Origin of the sequence: Streptomyces sp. TS71-3, from assembly GCF_018327685.1 — a bacterium.
In the GTDB taxonomy this organism is placed as follows: domain Bacteria; phylum Actinomycetota; class Actinomycetes; order Streptomycetales; family Streptomycetaceae; genus Streptomyces.
Map to the genome: position 1 here is coordinate 2970941 of NZ_BNEL01000001.1, position 24674 is coordinate 2995614.

A 24674-nucleotide genomic window follows, 5' to 3' on the forward strand; every position below is an offset into this window, starting at 1 on the left:
CCGCGGGTGCCGTGCTCAGGTCTCGGCGGGCGCCTCGGCCAGGCCGGCCGGGGCGGCGCCGGTGGCGCTCTCGACGAGTGGCCTGCCGGTGGTCTCCCTGCCGTAGCGCCACAGCGCGAGGCCCGCGGCGACCACCGGCAGGGCGCAGACCAGCGAGAGGCTCTCGATGCGCGGTGCCGAGCTGAGCAGCATCGGTCCGAAAAGCCCGCCCGCCTTGCTGCCGGCGGCTGCCACGCCGCTTCCGGTGGCCCGCAGCGCCGTCGGGTACACCTCCGTCGCGTACGGCGCGAGCAGCGCGATCATGCCGCCCGCCGCGCTCAGCAGCAGCGTCGTGAGCACCAGCAGGACGCCGCCGTGGCCGGACCGCTCGGGCCGGGCCACCGCGAAGCCGGCCAGCACCGCCGCGGTCGCCAGCGCGTAGCAGACCATGGCCTTCTTGCTGCTCCAGCGCGCGTACAGGACCGCGGCCAGCACCGCGGCGGGCACCGCGAACACGGACGAGGTGAACAGCAGCGAGCTGGCGTTCGTGCCGGCCCCGGCGGACGTGAGGAAGCTCGGCAGGAAGGTGATGAAGCCCCAGTTGACCATCCCCCAGCTCACGCCGAACAGCATGATCACCCCGGTCTGCCGCCGGAAGGCCGGCGACACCAGCGGGGTGATCCGGTTCGGCGCCGGCTGCGGGACGGCCGCGGGAGCGGCGGGGGTGCCCGCCTCGGGCACCGCGCGGATGCCGAAGCGCGCCATGACCTCCGCCGCCTCGTCCTCGCGCCCCGACGCGATGAGGAACCGCGGCGACTCGGGGATCCAGCGCCGCAGCACCAGCAGCAGGAGCCCGGTCGGCAGCCCCAGCAGCCACAGCACCCGCCAGCTGTAGTCCGGCACGAACAGCGTCGAGCAGCCGCTCGCCAGCAGGTAGCCCACCGCCGCGCTGAGGCCGCTCTGCGCGACGACGATCCAGCCCCGGCGGCGCGCGGGCACCGTCTCCGACATCAGCGAGTACACCGTCGGCAGCATCCCGCCGGCCGCCATCCCCATCAGGCAGCACATCACGAGGTTCCACTCGAACGACGGCATGAACCCGCAGATGGACGTGGCGACGTACATCAGCGCCGACATCAGCACCGTCGAGCGCCTGCCGTAGATGTCGGCCAGCCAGCCCCACAGCAGCGAGCCGGCCACCGTGCCCGCGATCGCGACCAGCGGCAGCAGGGACGCCTGGTCGGGGGTGAGCGCGTACTCCTCGCGCATCCCGGGCACGACGAAGCCGAGCGAGGCGGGCTTCATGGTGTCCACCACGAGGGCGACGGTCAGCACGGTCACCAGCGTCCGGTGGGCGCCGGTGAACTCGGCGGTGTCCAGGGCGGCGTACCGCGCCGCGGGGGCCGCCGCGGCGCGTGCGGCGATCTCCGGGCGGGTCGGCAGCAGGCCCCACGCGGCGGCCACCAGGCCGGCCACGATGAGCACCATGCCGGTCGTCATGGCGGTGCCCATCGCCATGCCCGCCATCATGTAGTGGTCGTCGCGGGCCATCAGGTAGGACGGCACGTGCAGCGCGACACCGGCCACCACCAGCAGCGAGCCGAGGCCGAACGCCGCCCTGCGCGCCGCCGACCGGCCCTGACGCCGCGCGCTCACGCCGCCTCCTCGGTGACCACCATGTCCCGGCCGAGCTCGGCCGGGGTGGCGCAGCCGCACAGCGTGAGGGTGTGCGCGAACTCGTCGCGGAGCATGGCCAGGACCCGGGCCACGCCCTCCTCGCCGCCGACCGTGAGGCCCCACACCACGGGGCGCCCCACGGCGACCGCCGCCGCGCCCAGCGCCAGCGCCTTGGCGACGTCGGTGCCCCTGCGCACCCCGCCGTCCAGCAGCACCGGCAGCCGGCCCTCCACCGCCTCGACCACGCGCGGCAGTTGCGCGATGGTGGCGGGCGCCGTGTCGAGCTGGCGCCCGCCGTGGTTGGAGACCACGATCGCGGCCATGCCCAGGTCGGCGGCGATCCGGGCGTCCTCCGGGTGCAGCACGCCCTTGACGACGAGGGGCAGGTCGGTCATCTCCCGCAGCTTCTCCAGGTGGTCCCAGGAGAGTTCGGGGGAGAGGTCGACCTGCCGGACGTGTCCGGGCTCGTCCGCGCGCAACGACCGCAGGTTCTCGCACCGGATGCCCGGCGGCAGATCGTGGAAGCCGTTGCGGTCGTTGCGCACGTGGCGGCCGAGCGCCGGGGAGTCGCCGGTGACGACCAGCGCGCTGCACCCGGCGTCCTGGGCCCGCTCGACCAGCGCCCTGGTGAACCCCATGTCGCGCTGGATGTAGAGCTGGAACCACAGGTGCGGGTCGTCGGCGGTCTTGCGGGCCTCCGCCGCCATGTCCTCGATGGCCACCGTCGACAGCATCGCCGCGATCATGATCATCCCGGCCGCGGCGGCGGCACGCGCGGTGGCCCGTTCCGCGTCGGGGTGCGCGAGGCGGTGGAAGGCGGTCGGCGCGAGCATGATGGGCGCGGTGGTGCGGTGGCCCAGCAGGGTGGTGGTCAGGTCCAGCGCGGACCGGCCGCGCAGGATCCGCTGCACCAGGCGCAACCGCGCGAACGCCGCCTCGTTGGCGCGCAGCGTGATCTCGTCCTGGGCGCCCCCGGCGAAGTAGTCGTAGTGCACCGGGTCCAGCAGTTCTCGCGCGACGGGCTCGAACTCCCGCGTGCTCAGGAACTCTCGTGTGCTCGGCGACTCGTCCACGGCTGCTCCCTTCACCGACTCGTCCACGGCTGCTCCCTCACCGGCCCGCGCGTGCGGGCCCGGACAACGCGGTGGCGAGGTGGTCCACCAGCGGTTTGACGTGGATCACGGGATCGGTCCAGTCGTTGTCGAGGTTCTCCTTGACGCGGTGTTCGAGGACCACCTCGGCGCCGTTGAAGCAGCGCACCACCGGATGCAGGTACCGGTCGTCGTGCTTGTGCTCGTCCTCCCAGGCGCGGCCCGCGGGCACGTCGAACGGGTCGAGCTCGTCGTGGCCGGGGGCGTACTCCAGGGTGACGGTGAAGTACAGGCCCGACTCGCCGAACTCGGTGTCGTGCAGGTAGTCGACCGGCATCTCCTCGTAGTGCCGCACCTCGCCGCCGGCCACGACGAACAGGTCGCACAGGAACGTGAACTGCTGCCACAGCGCCGAGGTGGTGGCCAGCCGGTCCAGGATGGCCTGGGCCAGCACGGCGGGGTCGGCCGGGACCACGCGGTGCGGCCACTCGACGCCCTCGTAGCGCCGCTCCAGCACCCGGCCGAGCGCCCGCACCCCGTAGCGGAATCCGTGGATGAAGGCGCTGGTGTACTTCTTGAAGTCGCGGACCTGGGTGAGGGTCCCGGCGAAGTAGAGGTCGGGCACGTTCACCGACTCCCACGCGGAGGTCAGGGCCGGGAAGCGGTCCCGGATCGCGAGCTGCGGCGCGCACTCCGGCGCGAACATCGAGCCGTCCATGGCGAAGCCGGTACAGCAGATCACCCGGTCGTAGGTGAAGTGCGCGACCTCGTCGCGGCGGCCGTAGGACACCGCCACCGCATAGCCGTCGCCCAGGCGCTCGATGCTCTCGACGGTGCCGTCCAGCACGGAGTTCTGCGCCTTGAGCTGGTAGGTGTCGAGGAAGTTGTTGTTGACCGCCCGCAGGTGGCCGATGAAGTGCGTCTTCCACGCGAACTTGATGGAGCTGGGACCCACGATGTGGATGACGGCGGCGCGCTCGGTGAGGTGGTCCGCGGTCTCGAACGCGGAGTTCCCCTTGCCGATGATCAGCACCCGCTGGTTGGTGAAGTCGTCGCGGTCCACGGAGACGTCCTGGTACGTCTCGGCGGTCTCGATACCGGGGATGTCCGGGACGTTGCCGCGCCCGAACCCGATCGCGGCCACCACCCGCCGCGCCCGGTGGACGGTGCCGTGCTCGTCGGTCACCTCGAAGAGGCCGCGCTCGCCGTCCCGGGCCACCCGCACGACGGCGGTGTCGTACCGGATGCGCAGGTCGTGGTGGGCGGCGAAGTCCGTGAGGTACCGGATGTAGTCGTCGGCGTGCGGGAAGTACCGGTCGGTGTACTCGGTGAACCGCGCCGCGGTGCCGTGGGTGCCGGCGGTCTCGTCGTCGAGCAGCGAGTTCCAGTCCACGCGGAGTCTGAGGTCCGGATCGTCCCAGCCCGAGTAGGGCTTGTTGATCGAGATCATCTGCCGGTGCCGCGGGAACTTCCGGTAGAACGTCCCCGGCGTGGGGCCGGCCTCCAGGACGAGGTGGTCGTGTCCGGCGCGCTTGAGGTAGTAACCCAGTTGCACACCGGCCGGACCGGCTCCGATGACGAGGTAGTCCAGCGGTTCTCGCGTCAACGCGGCCTCCATGAGCGCTGTGGGGACGGTTCAGATGGCTCGCGGGCGCGAGGCTAGCGGCCAGATCTCAAAGAGATCTCAAGAGCCGGACCCTTCGCGGTGCAGGCCCCCCGGCCCACGCAGGGGCGCGGGGAACTGCGCGAGCAATTGGAGCGATGCCCGCGTGTAGTCACGGTCCTGATGGGCCGGTCTCTGCCGCTGCCGGGGCGTAGCCCCGCTTTGAAGGGGCGCGGGGAACGGCGCGATGGGACCGCACCCCACCGCGGGGGCGTCACATCGCGCGCATGAGGTCCACCTCACGCGTCTGCTGCGCGATCAGATCCGTCGCCATCTCCCCGATCTGCGTGTTCGTGCTGCGCGCCAGAACGTCGGTGGCCATCGTGACCGCCCCCTGATGGTGCGTGATCATCAGCGTGAGGAAGAGACGGTCGAACGCCGTACCCCGGGCGTCCTTGAGCCGGGCGAGCTGCTCGCCGGTGGCCATGCCGGCCATGCGCATGTGCGCATGGGGCCCCGCGTCGCCGGCCAGACCGTTCCTTTCCAGCCACCCCCGCATCGCCTCGATCTCGGGCTTCTGGGTCGCGGAGATGTGCCGGGCGATGCGTTTGACCGGGTCCGCGTGGGCGCGCGTCTCCGCGAGGCGGGTCATCTCCAGTGCCTGGCCGTGGTGCGTGATCATCATCTGCGCATAGGCGATGTCGGCGGCGTCGGGCTTCTCGTCCGGGACGGCCTTGGCCGCGTCCTCGGGCGAGAGCGTTCTCGCAGGTTCGCCTGGCTTTCCCGGCGCCACCACGACGTCGCCCGTGCCGTGCCCGCGCGTGCCGGCCCCGCCGGATCCCGAGTCGCAGCCGGCGGTGAGGAGCAGGGCGGCGGCGAGGGCGGTGGCGAGAACGGCACCGGTGGCGAGCGGACGTCTGCCTGGGATCACGGCTGCCTCCTGGGACGGGTGGCGTGGCGCGGGGCGGAGCAGGACGGTTCACCGCCGGACGGGTCGAAGCCCTCCAACGTGGCTCTCATGCCATCTATTGAGATGTACATGTAAGGACGATACTGCCGGAAACAAGACCCCCTTCAGTCCTGAACGGATACAAGGAGGACAAAAGTGATCCCGCACTCCACTCGCAGGCGCCACAGACGCCTGGGAGCCGCCTCGGCCGTCGCCGGACTCCTGGTGACGCTGCTGGCGGCCGGGCCCGCACTCGCCATACCCGACCCCGGTGACGTCCCCACCCGGCAGGACGTCTCCTCGGAGCAGTCCGCCGAGGCCCAAAAGGCCGTCGAGAGCGGCGAGATACCGGGCGTCGACCAGGCCGTGCACAGCCCCAACATCACGCCCCTGGTCAACGTCCCGAAGGACGCGCTGACCGACTACAACACCGACCTGGCGTTCCAGGGGAAGTACGCGTTCGCCGGGAACTACAGCGGCTTCAGGATCTTCGACATCAGCCACCCGAAGTCCCCGAAGACCGTCGCCCAGGTGCTCTGCCCCGGCTCGCAGAACGACGTCTCCGTCTCGGGCGACCTGCTGTTCCTGTCCACGGACTCGTCGCGCACCGACAGCTCGTGCAGCAGCACCTCCCAGCCGGCGACGCAGAAGTCCTCCTGGGAGGGCATGAAGGTCTTCGACATCAGCGACAAGCGCAATCCGCGGTACGTCGCCGCCGTCGAGACGTCCTGCGGCTCCCACACCCACACGCTGGTCCCCGAGCGGGACGAGGTCTACATCTACGTGTCCTCGTACGGCCCCAGCGACACGTTCCCCGACTGCCGGCCGCCCCACGACGGGATCTCCGTCGTCAAGGTGCCCCGCAAGGCACCGTCCCAGGCGGCGGTCGTCGACTTCCCCGTCCTCTTCCCGGACGGCGGCAACCCCGGTGCCCCCACCAACCCGGGCGTCTCCAGGACCACGGGCTGCCACGACATCACGACGCTGCCCTCCAAGGACCTCGCGGCCGGGGCCTGCATGGGCGACGGCATCCTGTTCGACATCAAGGACCCGGCGCGGCCCAGGGTGATCGACCGGGTCGAGGACAACGTCAACTTCTCGTTCTGGCACTCGGCGACCTTCAACCAGAAGGCCGACAAGGTGGTGTTCACCGACGAGCTGGGCGGTGGCGCGGCGGCGACCTGCAACGCGGCGGTCGGCCCGGACCGCGGTGCGGACGGCATCTACGACATCGTCGGCAAGGGCGACGCGCGCAAGCTCGTCTTCCGCAGCTACTACAAGATCCCCCGCCCCCAGGCGGACACCGAGAACTGCGTCGCGCACAACGGCTCGCTGATCCCGGTCAAGGGCCGCGACATCATGGTGCAGGCCTGGTACCAGGGCGGCGTCTCGGTCTGGGACTTCACCGACTCCAGCAAGCCGAGGGAGATCGGCTACTTCGAGCGGGGCCCGCTCTCGACGGACGCCCTCACGCTCGGCGGCGCGTGGTCGGCGTACTACTACAACGGCTACATCTACTCCAACGACATCGTGAAGGGCTTCGACGTCCTGAAACTCGACGACGCCCGAACGGCTCCGGCACAGCGGGTGCACGTGGACGAGCTGAACGTCCAGACGCAGCCGGACTACTTCGCCGGCGGCCGCCGCTGACGGCGGTGCGCGGGTCAGGTGACGGTGCCGCCGGGCGGGTCGTGGCCCGGCGGCACCGCTTCCTCGAACCGAACCGGCACCCGCCTCGCCAGGTGAGACACCGTCCTGGCCGGCGGGAGCCGCTGGACGATGCTCCCTACTGGGAGGCCGACCGGGTGTCGAACTCGGTGCGCGCCGCGTCGATCGCCGCGATGTTCCTCACGCTCCAGTGGACGAGCGGACGCGTCGCCTCCAGGAGCGTCCTCCCCATGGGGGTGAGCGCGTAGGTGACGTTGGGCGGCATGACGGCGTACACGGTGCGGCTGAGGATCCCGTCCCGCTCCAGCCCGCGCAGGGTGACGGTGAGCATGCGCTGGCTGATACCGGCGACGGAGCGCTTGAGCTCCCCGAATCTCTTCGGACCCGCGCCGAGCGTGTCGACCACGCCCAGGGACCACTTGTTGCCGACGAGATCCAGGACCTCGCGCGCCCGGCACGCGTCAGGGCCGGCGAACGGGGCGGACGAAGAAGCGGTGGAGGCCGTGGACGCCTCGCTCATGGTTACCTCCGGTGAACCGAGTCACGGAAAAGTGCCTGCTTGACCCGAGTACTCGGTTCCACAAGGGTACTGGGGAACGACCAGTAACCACCAGATGCCAGGCATAACGAGATCTTCCGGGGAACCCGCTTACCGGGCGTGCTGCCACCGGTACGTCACGGCGCGACCGGGTCCCTCACCTCGGCGCCCCTACCCGGCCCCCGCCGTAGCGCCAGCCGGCACGCACGAGCGCCACACAGGCACCGCACACCCCACGTCACAGGCACCGCACACCCCACGTCACAGGCAGCGCACAGGCACCGCACAAGAGAGCATGCACATGGCCACTTTCACCACCGGGACTCGTTCCCGGATCCGTCCCCGCGTCGCACCCCCCTTGACCAGGTGTGGCTCTCCGTTGGCGTACCCGCTGTGCCCCAGCGCGCCGGCCGGGAGGTGAGGACGGCATGACGTTCGAGCTCGGCGTCTACAGCTTCGGTGTCGCGGGACGCGACTCCGAGGGCAACGTCGTCACGACAGCACAGGCGGTGCGCAACATCCTGGAGCAGATTCGCCTCACCGAGGAGGTCGGTCTCGACTTCTTCGGAGTCGGCGAGCACCACCACCAGCAGGTGCCGGTGTCCTCCCCGACCTCGCTCCTCAACGCGGCGGCGGCGATGACCTCCAGGATCACGCTCTCGACGGCGGTGAGCGTGCTCTCGACCGACGACCCGATACGGCTCTACCAGCAGGCGGCCACCGCCGCGATCGTCAGCGACGGCCGGATGGAGATCATCGCCGGCCGCGGTTCCTCCACCGAGCCGTTCCCGCTGTTCGGCTACGACCTCGACGACTACGACCGCCTCTACGCCGACAAGCTCGGCCTGCTGCTGGAGATCAACGCCCACGACCGGGTGAGCTGGGAGAGCCCGTTCAGGCCGCCGCTGGAGGACGCGCCCGTCGTGCCCCGCCCCGAGGAGCCCCTCAAGATCTGGCTCGGCACCGGAGGCAACCCCGGTTCCACCGTCCGCGCGGGCACCGCCGGTCTACCGGTCTCCTACGGCGCCCTCAGCGGCAGCCCGGCCCACTGGGGCCGGCTCGGCGACCTCTACAGACGGAGCGCGCGCGAGGCCGGCGTCGATCCGGGGGCACTGGAGATCTCGGTCGCCGGCCACGGCTTCGTCGGCCGCGCCGGACTCGCCACCAAACGGCGCTACCACCAGCACGAAGTCGCGTCGTTCGCGATGGCCGGCCGTTCCCTGCCGGACCGCTGGGAGGAGGTCGAGGCGAACTACTCGCCCGGCGGAATGGTCTTCGCCGGCGCCCCCGACGAGATCGCCGAGCGGATCGTCGACCTGCACCGGCACCTCGGCCACCGTCGCCAGTTCCTCCAGATGGACATCGGCGGCATGCCACACCGCGACGTGCTCTCGTCCATCGAGCTCCTGGGCACCGAGGTGGCTCCGCGCGTGCGCGGTGAACTGGGGAACACATCAACGGACACATCAAGGAGGACATCAAGGAAGACATCAAGGCGGCCAACGATCCGACGGCAGGATGGCGCACCATGAAATTCGGTATCACGGCGTTCGTCACGGACGAGGGCATCAGCCCGGCCGCGCTGGGCACCGCGGTGGAGGAGCGCGGGTTCTCCTGCCTCATGGTGCCCGAGCACTCGCACATACCGGCTCTCTACACAGGCCCCTCCAGCCCCCTCGGCAGGACCCTGCCCCGTACGTACCTGCGCACCCTCGACCCCTTCGTCACGCTGTCCTCGGTGGCGGCGGTCACGCGTGACCTCGCCCTCGTCACGGGCGTCCTCCCGCTCCCGCAACGGGATGTGTTCTACACGGCCAAGGAGATCGCCAGCCTGGACCTCATCTCCGACGGCCGGCTCGCGGTGGGCGTCGGTGCGGGCGGCTGGAGCCGTGAGGAGATGCGCGACCACGGCACGGATCCGGCCACCCGAGGCGCCAAGATGAACGAGCAACTGGCCGCGCTCAAGCGGATCTGGACGGAGGACGAGGCCGAGTTCCACGGCAGGTTCATCGATTTCGGCCCGGCCCTGTCCTGGCCCAAGCCGGTACAGCGGCCTCACCCACCGCTCTACGTCGGCGGCGAGAGCCGCGCAGCCCTGCAACGCCTGCTCACTCTCGGCGACGGCTGGCTCCCCCAAGCGGCCACTCCCGTCGAGGAACTGCGCCGGGTACGCCGGTGGTTGGCCGACAACGGCCGGGCGAACGTGCCGTTCACGATTTTCGGAGCCGGACGCGAGGAGCCGAAGCTGGCCGAGTATGCCGAAGCCCAGGTCGAGGAGGTCTGCTTCCTGCTGCCGACGCAGCCGGAGCCCGAGACGCTGCACGACCTCGACGAGCTGGCGTCCCTGGTGAACAGGGTCAGCTGATCGGCCCCTCACGCCGGTGGGCGGGGCCGGGGCCGGGTCGCTGCCCATGCGCGCCGGTTACGCGAAGCAGGGGGTAGCCGGTGGCCGGTTCCAGGTACGTTCCGTGTGCGGATCGCGGTTTGTTCGGCACACTGTGTGCCCTATGAAGTGGATTTTCTTAGCTGGTTGGCGTCTTGGGGGCAGACGGTGACAGTGATCGAGCAGTGGTCAACGGATCACGACGACGAGACCGTGATCGTCGTGTCTCAGGAAGAGTTCCTGGCTGCGGCACGGCGGGCGTTAGGCGAGCTTGGCCTGACGTATGAGCAGTTGGAGGAGCAGGCGCGGAGGTGCGACTTCTCCTCGGCCCAGGCTGACGCCCTGTGGGTATCCATCGGCGGCACGGTTGATCTCTGAGCTTGGCAGGCTGGCGCTCGGGTTCGCCCAGGAGATCCAGCAGACCCTCAATCGGACAATCTGTCGCGACGTGCGGATCAGGGCTGTTCAGCGCCCACTCCAGTCGGTTCCGGTGTTCACGGTGGGCAGCGGTCTGTCTCGCCGGAACCTCACCCAGCCTGGGCTTCCGCTCCGCGCCGCGTCCCGTCTCTCCGCGAGTGGCACATCGAACGACCAGGAGCTTCCGGACCGGGTCCCGCAGCCGGGGCACCGGAGAGTCGGCCCTCGCACTTGCCCCGCGGCCTGGCGCCATCCTGCCCGGCCTGGGGGCGGTGGATCACTCAGTGGACGCGCTTCGCCTCCGGACCGCCGCTCGGTGGTCGGCCCATACCTGAGCCGCCGCCGCCACGGCAGCGAGCCATGGTTCGGAGGGTCGCCGGTCGGCCATGGCGCGCCACATGCGCACGGTGGCGGTAGCGAACGCGTCGATGGCCTTCGGGTCCGCGTCGGCCCACACTTTGCACTCGGCTGCCCATGATTCGGCAGCTTCGGCGCAGTGCCCTGCCGCTATGAGTTGCACGATGAGTTGGGCGGGGTCGATGAACGCCGCGCCACGGGTGGGCCAGGCCCAGTCAACGGCCCACACTTCCTGGTCGCCGACGAGCAGGTTGCTCGGGTTGATGTCCGCGTGGAGCAGTGCATCCCCCTGAAACAGCTCCGCTTCCGATTCGTTGGAAGCGAACCTGTCCCACCGGGTCTCCGGCCAGTCCCGCGCGACGTCAGGCAGGTCCAGTTCCCCGACCCTGTTGAGTAGTTCGACGACGGACGGCAGATCGGGCGAGCCGGGTTTGAAGTTCGACGGTCTGGCGTCAACGAGGTCGAATCCGAGAGCGATCCACTCCTCGTCCTCCGCATGCCACCGCAGAGCCGGGGACACAGGCTGCACGAACGGGTTGATCCGTTTCTCCCGAACGATGGAGTCGCGGCGGCCGCCCGGTCGGTTGCGCATCGCCTTGACGAAGAAGGGCCCTTTCTCACACTCGACCAGCGCCGTGAGATCCGACATGTTCCCGCGTTCAGTTGGCCGGATATCGGTCGTGTCTCCGGTATACGGGTGGATCATTGCGTGAAACTCAGTTCCGGGGCCGTATGTCACGGAAGTTTCATCTCCTCGGATCGCATTCACCGCTGGGGAAACCCGGGCTGCACTCCGCATTGGGGTCGCAGCCGGGGTCGCAGCGATCGCCGTTCTCGTCGTCATCGCCGCCACCGTTGGGGATTGAGCTGCGAATAGAGATGTTGGCCTCGGCCATGGCAGCGCCGCCGAGAATACCGGCCAGTGGGGTGTCCTGAACGTTCCCGACACCCATCCAGCCGGAGAAGACGCACGGGGAGACCTCGCCGGTAGGGCTGACGGCAGCCGTGCCTACGCCACACTGTCCACAGAGCTCGGCCGGATCCGGAGCATGGACCCCCGCACCCCGTCCGAAGGGGCGGACGCGGTCCCCTCTGATCCTCGTGACGCCCAGGGCCTCAAGCTCTCGACGGGCCTCATCGACGCGCTGGGCGTCGCTACCGGCGACGATTCCGACGCGGAGTGGGACGCCGAGCCGGACGGCCTTTTCGATGTTCGCCCGGGTCCGGGCATGGCTCGGGCGGCGTGTCATTGCGTTGTGCTCGGCGGCCCGGTCCGAGTAGTAGGAGGTTGCGACGGTGACGCCATCGTGTTGGAACAGCCCCCACCACTCAGCCGTGACGTGCACCAAATTGCTGAAGACCTCGACCCCGAGGCCGAGGGCCAATGCGTGGTCGACCAGCTCAGCCGCATGGGGGTGCATGGTCGGTTCCCCACCGATGAACTGGACATCGAGCACGCCACAGGAGGCGGCCTGATCCAGAACCCTGGTCCAGTCGTCTCGGGTCATCGTGCCGTGGGTCCCATCCGGCCCCGATGCGTTGTAGCAGTGCGTGCATTCGAGTTGGCACTTGTGGGTCAGGTCCAGCCAAAGAAGCCGAGTCGTGGAGTGCTCCGCTAATAGGTCCGTGCTCGTTGTCATTGCTTCTCCCTTTCTCTCGTGGTGTGAAGCTGTGCCCCGTTCCGACCGGGGATCCGTTGCGTGATCCGGTAGCCGGGAACGAGGGCCTGTGCTTGTGCACGGTCCGATCCGTCGGCCACCGGGTAGGGCAGCATCAGGCAGGCTCCAACCGGAACCACTCCCGGCACTCGGCACAGGCGTAGACGGCGGCGCCGGGCCCCGATGCCTGCTCGATCACGGTGATCAACTGGCCGGTGGTCGTCTCGCCTTTGTGCCAGTGGCACCAGGTCGTGTCCGAGGCAGCGGCATGCGCGGGCTCGTCCTCGTCTCCCGGCTCGGAGAGCCACCCGCAGGACACCGGCTCGCGCGGCGCGCTCATGACGGCTCCACGGTGGGGGTACCGGTCAGCGTCTCGTAGTGGTCGCACAGCCATGTCAGCTCGCGGGCGAGGCTCTGGGCGTGCCGGGTCGCGGATACGAGTCCGGTGCCCGGTGACGTCGCCAGGCGCACGCGGGCGCTCTCGACCGACAACTGGGCGCGGATCCGTCCACCGTCGTGCTCCGGGAGAGCCCGGGCGGCGTCCTCCACCGGACGGATCAGCACCTGGAGATGGCCCCGCAGCCGGGCCGTCGTCTCGTCGAGGTCATCGAACCGGGGCAGCGGCGTGCCTTCGTCAAGCAGTTCGGCCGCCGCCGTGCGCATCGAGACAAGGTCTGGCGGGGGATCATCGGGTGTCGCGCGTGGGGTGCCCAGGTTGGCCATGTCGACTCCAGCCAGTCGGCCGTGACCCCGGGCTGCCGGCCGCGGGGCTCCATGCTGGGCCACCGAAGTTATGAGTGAGGTAGGCACTGCTGCGAGTGATGTGCAGAAGTGTGCATTTAGATAGGTCTAGCCAGGTGGCTGGCCACTTTCGCCTCTTGACCCGCTGACTCGCTTGAAGGACGGTTACGCACAGAACTGCACATCTAGCCGTTGGAGGCCACTGTGTCGTTACTGTTCATCGGAATCGACCCGAATACTGGGGACAAGCAGAGCCCCACCGTCTGGGTTGACCAGGAAAAGCAGGAACTCGTCTTCCAGGGCTGGAAGCCGAGCCCTCAGCTTGAAGCGGAATGCGCGGCGTTTGAGGCGCCCGGCCACGCCGTTGGCATCCCCGAGAGCGAGACTGTGGTCCGGATCCCCGCCAGGATGGTGCACATGATCAGGGAGGCGTGCGATGTCGTCGAGCGTGCCGACATTCGATGACCTGATCGCCCACTGTCGGACCGCTGTCCACCTGGAGATGCGAGATTCCTACGCGGTCGACTATGAGGAGGGCCCGTTTGCCGAGTGGCGTGCCGGCTTCCGTCATGACCCGGCAGATCGCGACTCTTGGTGGCGTCCGTGGCTCGATGTCATCCAAGGGACCATCAGCCGAGGCGCGACCGTGCACAGGGCTCGCATCGTGTCCGAACCCGTCAGCGAGTACGCGAAGTTCCTGTACGACGGCACGTTCACCAACGTGGCCGCCGGTGAGCAGGTCCGCTGGCTGTCTCGTCGCCAAGCTTCGAACCTCGCTCTACCCGGAAACGACTTCTGGCTGTTCGACGATCAGTGGGTCCACTGGAACCACTTCGCCGGTGACGGGTCCTGGACCGGCGAGGAGATCACAGACGACCCTGCTGCTGCCAAGCTGTGCAGCGAAGCCTTCGAGGCGGTCTGGCAGCGTGCCACACCGCACGACCAGTACGCGATCCGCTGAGCAGGAGCACCGGCCGGCCATGCCCATCTCTCCGTCCTCGTCCGCCCAAGCCGCGCGCGCGTCCGTCGCCCGGCGGCTTCGCGACCTTCGCAAGGCGGCGGGTCTCACGGTCGTTGAGCTGGCCGACCGGTGCGGCTGGCACCACGCCAAGACGTCCCGGATAGAGAACGCACGCACCGCCCCCTCTGCCAGGGACATCGGCCGCTGGTGTGATGCGTGCGGGACCTCGGACCAGACAGCCGACCTGGTGGCGCAGTCTCTCAACGCTGAGTCGATGTATCAGGAGTGGCGGCACCAGGTACGGGCCGGGCTGAAGCAGTTACAAGAGAGTTGGGTGGAGTTCTACCGCGAGACCAGGTTGTTCCGCGTCTACTCGCCCACATTGGTCCCGGGCCTTCTACAGACGGAGGGGTACGCAGCCGCGCTGCTCTCCTCCATCGGCGACTTCCGGGAGATCCCGGTGAACGACGGCGCCGAAGCGGCCATCGCCCGTGTCCAGCGGTCGCGCGTCATCACCGAGCCTGGGCACCGGTTCGCGATCCTCATGGAGGAGGCTGCTCTCCACTACCAGCTCGGTGATACGGATGCGATGGCCGCACAGCTTGGCTACCTGCTGACGGCTGGCGCGCTGCCATCGGTGTCTCTCGGCATCATCCCCGCGGCAACTCGCGAGCGCCCCATGTGGCCACAGGAAGTCTTCCACGTCTATGACGACACGTTCGTGTCCGTGGAACTGCTGTCAGCACAGGTGAACATCACCCAGCCAAGTGAGATCGCCCTGTACTTGAAGGCGTTCGATCGCCTGCGCCGGATGGCGGTGTACGGCGCAGAGGCACGAGCCCTCGTGGTGAAGGCGATCGATGCCCTCCGCTGACCGCAGCATACGGCTCTGGCCTGCCCTGAGGTCGTTATGCGTCACCGTTGCAAGGCATCAAGGCTGACGACAGCCCCGGTGGGGCGCTGCCTCAACGCCGTTGTGAACGTCAGCGGTCGCCCCGCCCCGCAGGGGCGATCTCGTCGATCAGGGTGCGGATCCGCTTCCCGATCTCGTCGCGGATGGGCCTGACGGCCTCCACGTCCTGGCCTGCCGGGTCGTCGAGCTGCCAGTCCAGGTAGCGCTTGCCGGGGAAGACGGGGCAGGCGTCGCCGCAGCCCATCGTGATCACTACGTCGGACGCCTGAACGGCGTCGGTGGTGAGCGCCTTCGGTGCCTCTGCCGAGATGTCGATGCCGACCTCGGCCATGGCTGCCACGACGGACGGGTTCACGGCTTCGGCGGGGGTGGATCCGGCGGAGCGGACCTGCACGCGGTCGCCCGCGAGGTGGGTGAGGAACGCGGCGGCCATCTGGGAGCGGCCCGCGTTGTGGACGCAGACGAACAGCACGGACGGCACCGTGGTGCCGGAGGCGGTGTCAGGCATGCGCGGGGGCTTTCTGGGGCGCGGTGTGTGGCGTGAAGAAGCGGCGGGCGTACCGCGCGACCTGGATGAGGCCGATCAGCGATCGCCGGCAGGGCGCGTCAGGAAGCCGGCGAGCCTGTCGACCGTCTCGGGCCGCAGCCAGTAGTAGACCCACGTGCCGCGCCGCTCGCAGTCGATCAGGCCTGCCTGCCGCAGCAGCTTGAGGTGGTGCGAGATCGTCGGCTGCGACAGGTCGAAGGGGGCCGTGAGGTCGCAGACGCAGACCTCGCCGCCTGCCTGCGAGGCGATCATCGACAGCAGCCGAAGCCGTACCGGGTCACCGAGCGCCTTGAACACCTTGGCCAGCTCCACCGCCTGCCCCTCGTCGAGAGGGGCGGTCAGCAGTGCCGGGCAGCAGGCGCCCGCCTCCCCGGTCTGGTCGAGCACCACGAGTCCCTGATTCGACATGCTTCTATGTTGACATCCTTCTATGCAGGTCGCAAGGTTGAATCGACAGGCATCAATACAACCAGACGGGAGTCACGTCATGTCGCGTGCACAGCTCGCGCTGCGCGTCAGTGATCTTGAGGCGTCGATCACCTTCTACTCCAAGTTGTTCGGCACCGAGCCGGCCAAGCGCCGCGAGGGATACGCGAACTTCGCCATCGCCGACCCCCCGCTCAAGCTCGTCCTGATCGAGGGCGAGCCGGGGCAGGAGACCCGTCTCGACCACCTCGGGGTGGAGGTCGAGTCCACCGACCTGGTCGACGCGGCCACCAACCGGCTCAAGGACGCCGGACTCGCCACGTTCGAGGAGAACGACACCTCGTGCTGCTACGCCCTCCAGGACAAGGTCTGGGTGCACGCACCCGGCAAGGAGCCCTGGGAGGTCTACGTCGTCAAGGCCGATGCCGACCAGCTCGGCAGGAGTTCGGTCCCGGGCGGAGATGCCTGCTGCTCCAGCACCGTGCCGAGCGATGCGCCGAGCGATGCGGCCGTTTCCGGCGCCGAAGCCGTGCCGGTGGCCGCCGGTTGCGGCTGCGGCGGCTGACGCCGGCCGGCGGACGGCAACCCCTTCCCCGTCCGAGGGAAGGCGAGAGGGGCCAGGACGTGCGATCGGCGGCGATGGGCGGCGACGGGCGCTGCGGGCACCTCGGGCACCGTGGCCACCCGGACACCCCGTGCACGTGGCCACCCGGACACCCCGGGCGCCGTGGGCACCCCGGCAACCACGGCCGCCCCGGGCACCGGATCCGCTCCGTCGTGTGAACTGTCTTGACAGCCGGCCTTCGCGCCATCAGCCTCTCGGCATCTGTCTGTGGATCAATGGTCCGCCTGCTGAGCGGAGGAGCCGTCATGACCACGCACGCCCCAACCAACCTCTCCGACCCGTCGCTACGCGGCCAGCGCTACCGAGCGGTGGTCGCCAGCACGGTGGGAACCGCCATCGAGTGGTACGACTTCTTCCTCTACGGCACGGCGGCCGCCCTCGTCTTCCCGCACCTCTTCTTCCCGGGCTCCTCCCCGTACGTCGGCGCCCTCGCCTCCTTCGGCACCCAGGCCGTGGGGTTCGCGGCCCGGCCCGTGGGCGCGGCGATCTTCGGGCACATCGGTGACCGCGTCGGCCGCAAGGCGACCCTGGTGATCACCCTGCTCCTGATGGGCCTGAGCACCGCCCTCATGGGCGTGCTCCCCGGCTACGCGTCGATCGGCTTCGCCGCCCCGCTCCTCCTCGTGCTGCTCCGCATCGTCCAGGGCATCGGCGTGGGCGGCGAGTGGGGCGGCTCCGTGCTGCTCTCCATGGAGTGGGGCTCGCCGCGCCGGCGCGGCTTCATGACGAGCTGGCCGCAACTCGGCGTGCCGCTCGGCCTGCTCGCCTCCACCGGCATGGTCAACCTGATGGACTCCGCGGCCGGCGAGGACTTCGACAGCTGGGGCTGGCGGGTTCCCTTCCTCGCCAGCCTCGTCCTCGTGGGGATCGGCCTCTACGTGCGTCTGCGCGTGCTGGAGAGCCCGGTCTTCGACGAGATCAAGCGGACCCGCACGGTGGAGCGCCTGCCGGTCATCAAGGTGCTGCGCGAGCAGCCCCGCGAGGTGCTGACCTCCGCGTTCGTCCGGCTCTCCGAGCAGGCGCCGTTCTACCTCTTCATCACGTTCGTCCTCAGCTACGGCACCGAGCACCTCGGCCTGGCCCGCCAGGACCTGCTCGACGACACCATGGTGGCGGCGGCGATCGGACTGGTCACCGTCCCGCTGTGGGGGTACGTCTCGGACCTCATCGGCCGCCGGCTGACGTACGGCATCGGCATCGTCTGCGTCGGGGCGTTCGCGTTCCCCTACTTCTCGCTGCTCGACACCAAGAACTCCGGGCTCGTCCTGCTGGCCATCGTCCTCTCGCTGTTCTTCCACGACATGCAGTACGGGCCGCAGGCGGCGCTGATCGCCGAGGGCTTCGACGCGAACCTCCGCTACAGCGGCGCCGGCCTCGGCTACCAGCTGGCCTCCGTCATCGCGGGCGGCCCCGCACCGCTCATCGCCGCCGCCATCCTGGAGGACACCAACTCCAGCATCGGCATCAGCTGGTACATCCTGGGCTGCTGCGTCGCCGCCATGGCCGCGCTGCTGCTCATGCCGCGCGCCCGGGTACCTCGCACGGGTGGTGCCGGCCCAGGGGGCGCCACCGCGGACACCGCCGAACCCGAGGCCGCCACCGCCGGCGCGGACTCCCAGGCCGGCAGCACCGGCGCGGACTCCCAAGCCGCCACCACCGGCGCCGACCCCCAGGCCGGCAGCACGGACGTCGACCCCCAGGGCCCCACCGTCGGGGCGTAGGCGCGCGCGGCGACCACCGACCCCCCTGCTCACACCGGCGCGGCCGAAGCCCAGTGGCCGAGGCCCAGCGGCCGAAGCCCAGTGCCGCGCTGGTGTGAGACCTGGGGACGACTCCAACTCCCCCCGCGAACGGAGGAAGAGCTCACCACTTGCGGCTCGCGGCCGACGAGCTGACGGCGCCGGCCGTACAGGATCGGGTCATGCGTCCAGACAACGCATCAACCTCTTCCCCGATCCCCAGGAGTGCACGGTGACATCCACGGTTCTGCGCACCACCGCCGCGCTGGTTACCACCATCGTCCTGGGCGCCGCCCTGACCTCGGTCTCCGCCGCGTCAGCCGGTCGATCCGCCGCGTCAGCCCCTCAGAAGGACAGACCGCGGTACGCGAGTGTGACCGGCGCGGCGGAGTTCGTTCTCCCGTACGTCACGGACAACGACATCCGCTCGTTCACCTTCGACGCCCACGCCGCCCCCTACAGCAGGCCCCTGCCCGACGCCCCCACCGGCCTGCCCACCGACGCCCGCGGCACCGTCAAGGTGTCGCACTACTCAGCCGAGCGGGACATCACCTACACCTCGGAGGGGCAGGTGGACTGCCTGGTCACAGGGCCGCGCACGGCGATCCTCACAGCCGTCATCACCAAGGTCAGCCCGGGCGGTCCGCCCGACCTCGGTAAGCGGATCGGGTTCAGTGTCCTCGACGGCGGCGCGGACGCGGGCAGGAGCAAGGACCGCGTCGGGTTCTCCTGGAACGGTGTGAACCTGTTGCCCGGCAAGGGCACGGACGAGACCCCGGAGGCAGAGGTCGGCACCTGCATGGCCCCGGCCCCGTACGCCCCCGTCACCAGAGGCGGGTACACGGTCCACCACGCCGATCTCCTGCCACCGCCGCAGGGCTGACCGGCCGGCCCTCGACCTCGTCTGCGGCCTCTGCCTCAGCCACTCCAGGGCCTGGCCAGAGAGCCCTCGGCGATCTCACGCGGACGACCGCCGAACGCCCCCTGCCGGCTGGCCGAACGACCCGTTTACCCTGACGCCCGCACGTCAGGACACTGTGAGGCACACGCCCGGACATCTCAGACCACGCCGGCGCGTGCGGGTCGAAGGGGGACGGCATGGCGGGACGGAAGAGGGCACCGGTGGCCGGCGACGGGCCGCGTGCCCACCTGGCGCGGCGGCTGCGGGAGCTCAGGGACGGCAGCGGCATGACGTTGCGGCGGCTCGCCGAGCGCACCGGATACTCGCCCTCCGCCCTCAGCGCCGCCGAGAGCGGCCGTACCGCGCCGAGCTGGGTGGTCACCGAGGCGTTCGTCCAGGCGTGCGGCGGTGACCCGGCGCACTGGAGGCAGTTGTGGGAGCTGGCGGACGGCCAGGAGAGCGCCGCGGAGAGCGCCGCAGAGAGCGACGCACCCGATTCGGCCACGCCGGAGACCGGCACGGCAGAGACCGGCACGGCAGAGACCGGCACGCCAGAGACCGGCACGCCAGCGGCGGCCACACCAGGGGCGGCCGCAGAGGGAACTGAGGCGGCATCAGCGGCAGCCGGGGCCGGGGTCGGGTCCGCGTCCACGTCCACGTCCGCGGCGTCCGCGTCCGCACCGGAGGCAGGGGCGGAAGGCGCTCCGAGAGCCGGCGCGGCGGGCCCCCGGTCCGCGCCGGGCCGGCGAAAGGCCGGCTGGCTCGTCGCGGCCGTGCTCGCCGTCTGCCTGGCGGCGGCCGCGGCGGTGCTCGTGCCGGGCATCGGAACGGACCACGGCGCGAGGTCAGGGGCGGCGTCGGGGGCCGCGACGGGCGCGCCGGCCGAGTCACCCGGCGGGACGGCCGCAGCGGCGGCGCCCGCGCGGGACGGCACCGACCCCTACGACGACGGCTGCCGCGCCGACGCCAAGCAGCTCGACTGGGAACCGGTGGAGTGGCCCGACGGCAGCACCTACGGCACCGTCATCCTGATGTACTCGCGAGCGTGCCGCGCGGCCTGGGGCTACCTCCAGGGCCGGGTCTCCCACGCCTGGACCGCCCACATCGTCGCCCGCCGCGACCCCGACGGGGGACGGGCCCCGTCCGAGTACACCGGTGACCAGAAGCTGCCGGGAAGCTGGGGCAACGTGCTGTCGACGGTCCACGGATGCGTGTCCGTCGAGGCGTTCGTGACCAAGGCCGGCAAGACGGGCCAGCACGCGCGGACGTCGTGCTTCCAGCCCGCCGCGCCCTGAGCCCCCGCCCACCGGGGCCGGGGGCCGTGCGGGACGCGCGTGGCGAACGACGGCGCCCGGCCGGCCGCACCCCCGTGGCGGTCGGCCGGGCGCCTGTAGCGGTCGGCTGTGCCCCGCCGGGCCGGTCACCCGGCCCGGCGGCGGCCCGTCAGCAGCGCGGGACCATGCGGGACGTGTCGCCGCCGGTGTCGATCCACGCGTCCGAGGCGAGGACGCGCCCGTTGAAGTCGATGATGTCGCCGGTCGGTGTGGTGTAGCTGTCCACCGCGTCCCACACGGTCGTCGCGCCGAACGGCCCGGTGACCGACGGTCCCGGAACCCAGCAGTCGACGTGGGCCCGCGTGCCCCGCGGCATGGTGCCGACGACCGTTCCGGTGGGGCTCCCGGAGCGCAGGTTCAGGCCCGCCGGCGCGTCGACGGTGCCGGTGACACCGTGCGGGTCGGGTTGCTCGGACGCGGCGGCGGGGCCGGCGGCCAGAGCGGTGGCCGCCGCGCACGCCGTGAGCGCGGTGAGCGCGGCGAGCAGCGCTGTTGGACGGGGACGGTGCATTGCGGTCTCTCCTTCGTGGCGGTGGCCCGCACGGCGGGCCGGGTGTCGGACGCCGTCGCCGATCCGGCTGCGGACGTCCTGTCGGGACGTCCGGCTGCGGACGTCCCGTCGGGGCCACAGGTCTACCGGCCTGGAAAGCCCTGGTCACCGGCCGGAACGGGGCTGTGAACAATGCTGGACAACGGCCCCCGTCCGCACTGTTGGAGCACCGCCGCCACCCGACACGCCACCGGACATTGCCCCGGTCCCACAACGCGGCGCCGTGCCCCGGAGAGGGCGTCCGCCTCGCCCCGGGTGCCGCGGCCCACCCCCTCGCCGCACCCGCCCCGGCTCATCCGCCGGCCTCCGGCGTCACCCCCCGGCCTCCGGCGCCCTCCCCTCTCCCCGGGGCGTGCGCACGATCAGGCGTGCCCGGCGGTCGGTGACGACCTCGCGGAAGGCGGGATCGGTGAGGAGGATCACCGGAGCGATGGCGTGGGGGTCGTCGGAGTGCCAGTGGGTGAGCGAGTGGCGCACCATGTTCCAGGCCCCCTCGGGGTCGCCGATGGCCACGTGGTGCCGGGCGTGGGCGAGCGCCTTCTGGAACGCGGAGGGTTCGTCGAGGACGGGCGGGACGAAGGCGGCCCGGCGGGCGAGCCAGTACTCCCGGGCGTCCGGACCGGTCGGGGAACCCGTGTCCGTCTCGGGCAGGTACTCCCGCACCATCGGCAGGTAGTGCTCAGGCCGGGCGTGCTGGTCGGCCTCGAAGGCGCGCAGGAACAGCGGGACCGCTTCGGCGCGCATCCGCTCCGGGCCGATCGCGGCCGCCACGTGCGGCGTGGACAGCACGCTGTTGCGGAGCGTGTGATGGGCGTTCCTGAGGTCGAGGAACGCGCCGAGGAGCGACTTCAGGTAGAGGCCGGCGCCCGAGCCCCTGACGGTGGCGCGGTCGAACGCGGCCAGCGCGGCGTCCACCTCGCCGCGCAGCGCCAGCGCCCTGCCCTCGGCGACCAGTTCGTCCGCGCCCTCGGTGCGGACCGGGCGGCCGTCCTGGCCCCAGAGCTCCTCGCATGCCTCGCGCTCCGCGGCCACGAGCGCCGCGAACGAGGGGTACTCGTCGCTGAGGAACGCCCAGCTCGACCAGGTGTACGCGGCCCACTCCCCGTCCGGGGACACGGTCTCGGGATCGAGGAACCAGTACTCCGCGTCGCCCTCCCGGGAGATCAGCAGTCCCCGGCGCACGAGCGCGCCCAGCTCGTCGTCGCCCTCGTCGAGGATGTCGCAGGTCTCCGGCTCGACGTCGCGGAACCAGCCGACCTCCTTGGCGGTCCGCATCTCCCACATGGACGAGCCGAGTTGGTGCCATCCGTCGGAGGTGGCCAGGAACGTGCGGTAACTGGGCGGCAGCGGGGTGCCCAGCCTGCCCTCCAGCTCCGCGATCTCCGCCTCGCCAGCGCCCTCGAAGCCCAGCCAGCCGCTCTCCGTCTGCTCGTCGGTGACGTTGAAGCGCTCGTTCTCGTCGGCGACGCGCAGGAAGTCGGCGCTGTACTCGCGGAGGAACGCGCGCCATCCGTCGACCGTCGTGAGGCGGGGGTCGGTGGCGGGCGCGGAGGGTTCGCCGGGTTCGGCGGGTTCGGCGGGTTCCCCAGGCTCGGCGGCGACGGTGGGCGAGGCGGGCTCGGCGGGGACGGCGGCGGTTGCTTCCGCGAAGGCGCTCACCGGCTCCGAGAAGGCGCTCACCGGCTCCACGGTGGAGAGCGCTTCACCGGCATCGGCCGGCGCGGTGGCCTCGACCGGCTCACCGAGTTCGACCGGCTCACCGTGTTCAGCCGGCGCGGTGGCCCGGACCGGCTCACCGGCCTTCGCCGGCACCCCTGCGGTGGCGGCCCGGGACAGGGGCCGGCCGGGCACCGCGGCGGTCAGCGCCGACGCGGCGACGTTCGAGAACGGGGTCATCGGCCGTCCGGCGAACGCGCCCGCGGCGGACCCCGCGAAGGGCTCGGGCTCCCTGGGCCCGGCCGGTTCCGCGGCCGTCCCCCGGTAGCCGATCGGGCCCTCGCCCACCCGCTGGTAGAAGCCGGTGAAACCCAGGGCGGGCGACGCCGCCTCGAAGAAGCGGACCTGGGCGAGCTGGACCACGTCGCAGCCGGTCCGGGAGATCCGCAGCCTCAGGTGGCGGTAGGCCCTCTCGCCCGCGAAGGTGAAGGCCCGCGGCTGGTGGCGCTCGGAGAAGGACACTCCGGTCCGGGAGTCCAGGACCGTCCAGCTCCGGGTGTCGTTCGAGCCTTCGAGGGTCCAGTCGCGCGGATCGCGCTCGGCGAAGTCGTTCGCCGAGACGAGGACGTAGTGCCGGACGGTGACCTGCCGGTCGAAGGAGAAGAGCAGGTCCGCGCGGTCGCTGAAGGCCAGCCACTTGGCGCCCCGGACGCCGTCGAGGAGGTTGTCGGCGATCTCGCCGCCGCGCAGGTTCTCCCGGTCGGCCCGGACCGTGGCGACGAGTCCCGTGACCTCGCCGCGCCCGGAGCCCGGCGGGGGCGTCCGCAGCACGACGGAGCCGGACTCGTCCCGCTGGTCGCGCCAGCTGATCCGGGCCACGTCGCCGCTGCCGTCCTCGACCGCCAGCCGCAGGTCCCCCGACGCGTGCCAGCCGCCGCCCCAGCCCTCCTGGGTGTGGAACCTGTGGACGACGACGCCCTCGGTGCCCGCCGGGAACACCCGGGCCGCGGAGAGCCGTCCGCGGAACTCCGCGCCCTGCCCGTCCGCGGTGCGGTGGTGCCCGTAGAACTCGGTCATCCCGCTCTGGAACGCGACGGCGGCCTCGGAGCCGTCCGCGTTGCGCCAGGACAGCTGCCGCAGCAGCGCGGGCCCCTCGCGGTCCAGGTGGACCAGCACCGGCCGGCCCGCCCGCCAGGCGCCGCCGCCGTCGGGCCGCGCCTGCGTGTCGAAGGCGAACACCGACCGCGGCGCGTCGAGGTCGGTGAGGGCCCGCAGCGACTGTCCGGGGCGGTTCGACGGGTCCAGAGTGACCCGGTGCAGCCTGAGCGTGCCGGGCGCGTCGGGCCGGGCGCGCAGCACGAGCGTGTTCCGGCCGGGCAAGAGGCGGTCGCCCGGTATCCCGAGGTTCGAGTCCGACGGAGAGTCCCGCTGGGAGACGATGACCGAGTCGAAGAGCGTCTCGCCGTTGAGGAGCACCTCCATCCGCAGGTACCCCCAGGGCTCGTCGTCCAGGGGGACCATGGAGGTGACGCAGAGGGTCGCGCCGTACACGACGTCCTCCTCCGCCAGGTCGAAGGCGAACTCGACGGACCCGCCCGCGAGCAGGCCGAGGTGGCCGTCGCGCTGCACGCAGCCGCCGTGCCTCGACGTCACGTTGCCCAGTCTGGCCGGGGTCACGGAGAAGTCCGCGTAGATCGGTTGCACGGCTGCCCCTTGGGGTGTCGTTGGCTGGATTCAGGCGTGACCGTAGTGGAGCGGTGTGACATCGACCCGTCCCCGCGGCACCGTCTCCGGCGCGGCGGGCGGACAGGGCGGTGCTTACCTGGCGCTCTCGGCACCGGGGTTGCCGCGGCCGGCACCCCCCCCGCCGACCCGGTGCCGGGGCCGTCGGACACTGGACCCGGAGCCCGATCGCCGGATGCGCGCGCGAAGCCACCGCTGGCTTGGCCGGATGGAGCCCG

General features: G+C 71.0%; 24 protein-coding genes. 11 read left to right on the plus strand and 13 right to left on the minus strand.

The window, feature by feature from the left end; all coding sequences use genetic code 11:
* Positions 1–15: 15 nt before the first annotated feature.
* The 4 genes from Sm713_RS12110 to Sm713_RS12125 form a co-directional block, all read right to left on the minus strand.
* A complete protein-coding gene (locus tag Sm713_RS12110; protein ID WP_212909631.1) occupies positions 16–1635 on the minus strand; it encodes an MFS transporter in 1620 nt (539 codons plus the stop codon).
* Positions 1632–2756: an alpha-hydroxy acid oxidase gene (locus Sm713_RS12115; RefSeq protein WP_249416248.1), complete on the minus strand. Its 1125-nt coding sequence runs from the start codon at positions 2754–2756 to the stop codon at positions 1632–1634. Before Sm713_RS12115 ends, Sm713_RS12110 begins: the two co-directional genes overlap by 4 nt.
* Before the next feature lie 10 nt (positions 2757–2766).
* Positions 2767–4353, minus strand: a complete 1587-nt coding sequence (locus tag Sm713_RS12120) for an NAD(P)-binding domain-containing protein (protein WP_249416249.1) — start codon at positions 4351–4353, stop codon at positions 2767–2769.
* Positions 4354–4624: 271 nt separating this feature from the next.
* A complete protein-coding gene (locus Sm713_RS12125; RefSeq protein WP_374196043.1) occupies positions 4625–5278 on the minus strand; it encodes a DUF305 domain-containing protein in 654 nt (217 codons plus the stop codon).
* A 177-nt stretch (positions 5279–5455) separates the two neighbouring features.
* Here Sm713_RS12125 and Sm713_RS12130 point away from each other — a divergent pair, with 177 nt between their 5' ends.
* Positions 5456–6949, plus strand: coding sequence for an LVIVD repeat-containing protein (locus tag Sm713_RS12130; RefSeq protein ID WP_212909634.1), 1494 nt, complete (start codon positions 5456–5458; stop codon positions 6947–6949).
* 136 nt (positions 6950–7085) lie between these two features.
* Here the strand turns inward: Sm713_RS12130 and Sm713_RS12135 are convergent, their stop codons facing one another.
* Complete coding sequence (locus Sm713_RS12135) at positions 7086–7487, minus strand: helix-turn-helix domain-containing protein (protein WP_212909635.1); 402 nt, start codon at positions 7485–7487, stop codon at positions 7086–7088.
* 446 nt (positions 7488–7933) lie between these two features.
* Here Sm713_RS12135 and Sm713_RS12140 point away from each other — a divergent pair, with 446 nt between their 5' ends.
* From Sm713_RS12140 to Sm713_RS12150, 3 genes are all read left to right on the plus strand, one after another.
* Complete coding sequence (locus Sm713_RS12140) at positions 7934–9037, plus strand: LLM class flavin-dependent oxidoreductase (RefSeq protein ID WP_212909636.1); 1104 nt, start codon at positions 7934–7936, stop codon at positions 9035–9037.
* The gene (locus Sm713_RS12145; protein ID WP_212909637.1) at positions 9034–9870 is read left to right on the plus strand and encodes an LLM class F420-dependent oxidoreductase; all 837 of its coding nucleotides are present in this window, start codon (positions 9034–9036) and stop codon (positions 9868–9870) included. The genes Sm713_RS12140 and Sm713_RS12145 overlap by 4 nt, the downstream gene beginning before the upstream one ends.
* A 186-nt stretch (positions 9871–10056) precedes the next feature.
* Positions 10057–10266, plus strand: coding sequence for a hypothetical protein (locus Sm713_RS12150; protein WP_212909638.1), 210 nt, complete (start codon positions 10057–10059; stop codon positions 10264–10266).
* Between the two features lie 316 nt (positions 10267–10582).
* On the opposite strand, the gene Sm713_RS12155 is transcribed toward Sm713_RS12150, so the two are convergent.
* The 4 genes from Sm713_RS12155 to Sm713_RS12170 all read right to left on the minus strand — a co-directional run bounded on the left by Sm713_RS12155 (position 10583) and on the right by Sm713_RS12170 (position 12983).
* Positions 10583–11368, minus strand: coding sequence for a hypothetical protein (locus Sm713_RS12155; RefSeq protein WP_212909639.1), 786 nt, complete (start codon positions 11366–11368; stop codon positions 10583–10585).
* 40 nt (positions 11369–11408) lie between these two features.
* Positions 11409–12302, minus strand: coding sequence for a radical SAM/SPASM domain-containing protein (locus Sm713_RS12160; protein ID WP_212909640.1), 894 nt, complete (start codon positions 12300–12302; stop codon positions 11409–11411).
* Positions 12303–12435: 133 nt separating this feature from the next.
* Positions 12436–12660: a hypothetical protein gene (locus Sm713_RS12165; protein WP_212909641.1), complete on the minus strand. Its 225-nt coding sequence runs from the start codon at positions 12658–12660 to the stop codon at positions 12436–12438.
* Positions 12657–12983, minus strand: coding sequence for a DUF6415 family natural product biosynthesis protein (locus tag Sm713_RS12170; protein ID WP_212909642.1), 327 nt, complete (start codon positions 12981–12983; stop codon positions 12657–12659). Before Sm713_RS12170 ends, Sm713_RS12165 begins: the two co-directional genes overlap by 4 nt.
* A 282-nt stretch (positions 12984–13265) precedes the next feature.
* On the opposite strand from Sm713_RS12170, the gene Sm713_RS12175 reads away from it, so the two are divergent.
* Genes Sm713_RS12175 through Sm713_RS12185 form a run of 3 tightly spaced genes read left to right on the plus strand, consistent with a single transcriptional unit; the run spans position 13266 to position 14896 of the window.
* Positions 13266–13526: a hypothetical protein gene (locus tag Sm713_RS12175; protein ID WP_212909643.1), complete on the plus strand. Its 261-nt coding sequence runs from the start codon at positions 13266–13268 to the stop codon at positions 13524–13526.
* On the plus strand, positions 13498–14022 hold the full coding sequence (locus tag Sm713_RS12180; protein WP_212909644.1) for a DUF6879 family protein: 525 nt from the start codon (positions 13498–13500) through the stop codon (positions 14020–14022). The genes Sm713_RS12175 and Sm713_RS12180 overlap by 29 nt, the downstream gene beginning before the upstream one ends.
* Positions 14023–14041: 19 nt before the next feature.
* Complete coding sequence (locus Sm713_RS12185) at positions 14042–14896, plus strand: helix-turn-helix transcriptional regulator (RefSeq protein WP_212909645.1); 855 nt, start codon at positions 14042–14044, stop codon at positions 14894–14896.
* A 109-nt stretch (positions 14897–15005) separates the two neighbouring features.
* Here the strand turns inward: Sm713_RS12185 and Sm713_RS12190 are convergent, their stop codons facing one another.
* Positions 15006–15443 carry an arsenate reductase ArsC gene (locus Sm713_RS12190; RefSeq protein ID WP_212909646.1) on the minus strand — a complete coding sequence of 146 codons (438 nt, stop codon included), beginning with the start codon at positions 15441–15443 and terminating at the stop codon, positions 15006–15008.
* Positions 15444–15518: 75 nt separating this feature from the next.
* Positions 15519–15890, minus strand: a complete 372-nt coding sequence (locus tag Sm713_RS12195) for a helix-turn-helix transcriptional regulator (RefSeq protein ID WP_212909647.1) — start codon at positions 15888–15890, stop codon at positions 15519–15521.
* A 79-nt stretch (positions 15891–15969) separates the two neighbouring features.
* Here Sm713_RS12195 and Sm713_RS12200 point away from each other — a divergent pair, with 79 nt between their 5' ends.
* The 4 genes from Sm713_RS12200 to Sm713_RS12215 all read left to right on the plus strand — a co-directional run bounded on the left by Sm713_RS12200 (position 15970) and on the right by Sm713_RS12215 (position 20468).
* A complete protein-coding gene (locus tag Sm713_RS12200; protein WP_212909648.1) occupies positions 15970–16473 on the plus strand; it encodes an ArsI/CadI family heavy metal resistance metalloenzyme in 504 nt (167 codons plus the stop codon).
* Positions 16474–16778: 305 nt separating this feature from the next.
* Positions 16779–18254, plus strand: coding sequence for an MFS transporter (locus tag Sm713_RS12205; RefSeq protein WP_212909649.1), 1476 nt, complete (start codon positions 16779–16781; stop codon positions 18252–18254).
* Positions 18255–18504: 250 nt separating this feature from the next.
* Positions 18505–19155, plus strand: a complete 651-nt coding sequence (locus tag Sm713_RS12210; protein ID WP_249416250.1) for a hypothetical protein — start codon at positions 18505–18507, stop codon at positions 19153–19155.
* A gap of 215 nt (positions 19156–19370) precedes the next feature.
* Complete coding sequence (locus Sm713_RS12215) at positions 19371–20468, plus strand: helix-turn-helix transcriptional regulator (RefSeq protein WP_212909650.1); 1098 nt, start codon at positions 19371–19373, stop codon at positions 20466–20468.
* Positions 20469–20616: 148 nt separating this feature from the next.
* Here the strand turns inward: Sm713_RS12215 and Sm713_RS12220 are convergent, their stop codons facing one another.
* Positions 20617–21018 carry a hypothetical protein gene (locus Sm713_RS12220; protein ID WP_212909651.1) on the minus strand — a complete coding sequence of 134 codons (402 nt, stop codon included), beginning with the start codon at positions 21016–21018 and terminating at the stop codon, positions 20617–20619.
* A 351-nt stretch (positions 21019–21369) separates the two neighbouring features.
* A complete protein-coding gene (locus Sm713_RS12225) occupies positions 21370–24417 on the minus strand; it encodes an SMI1/KNR4 family protein (protein WP_212909652.1) in 3048 nt (1015 codons plus the stop codon).
* Positions 24418–24674: the final 257 nt, after the last annotated feature.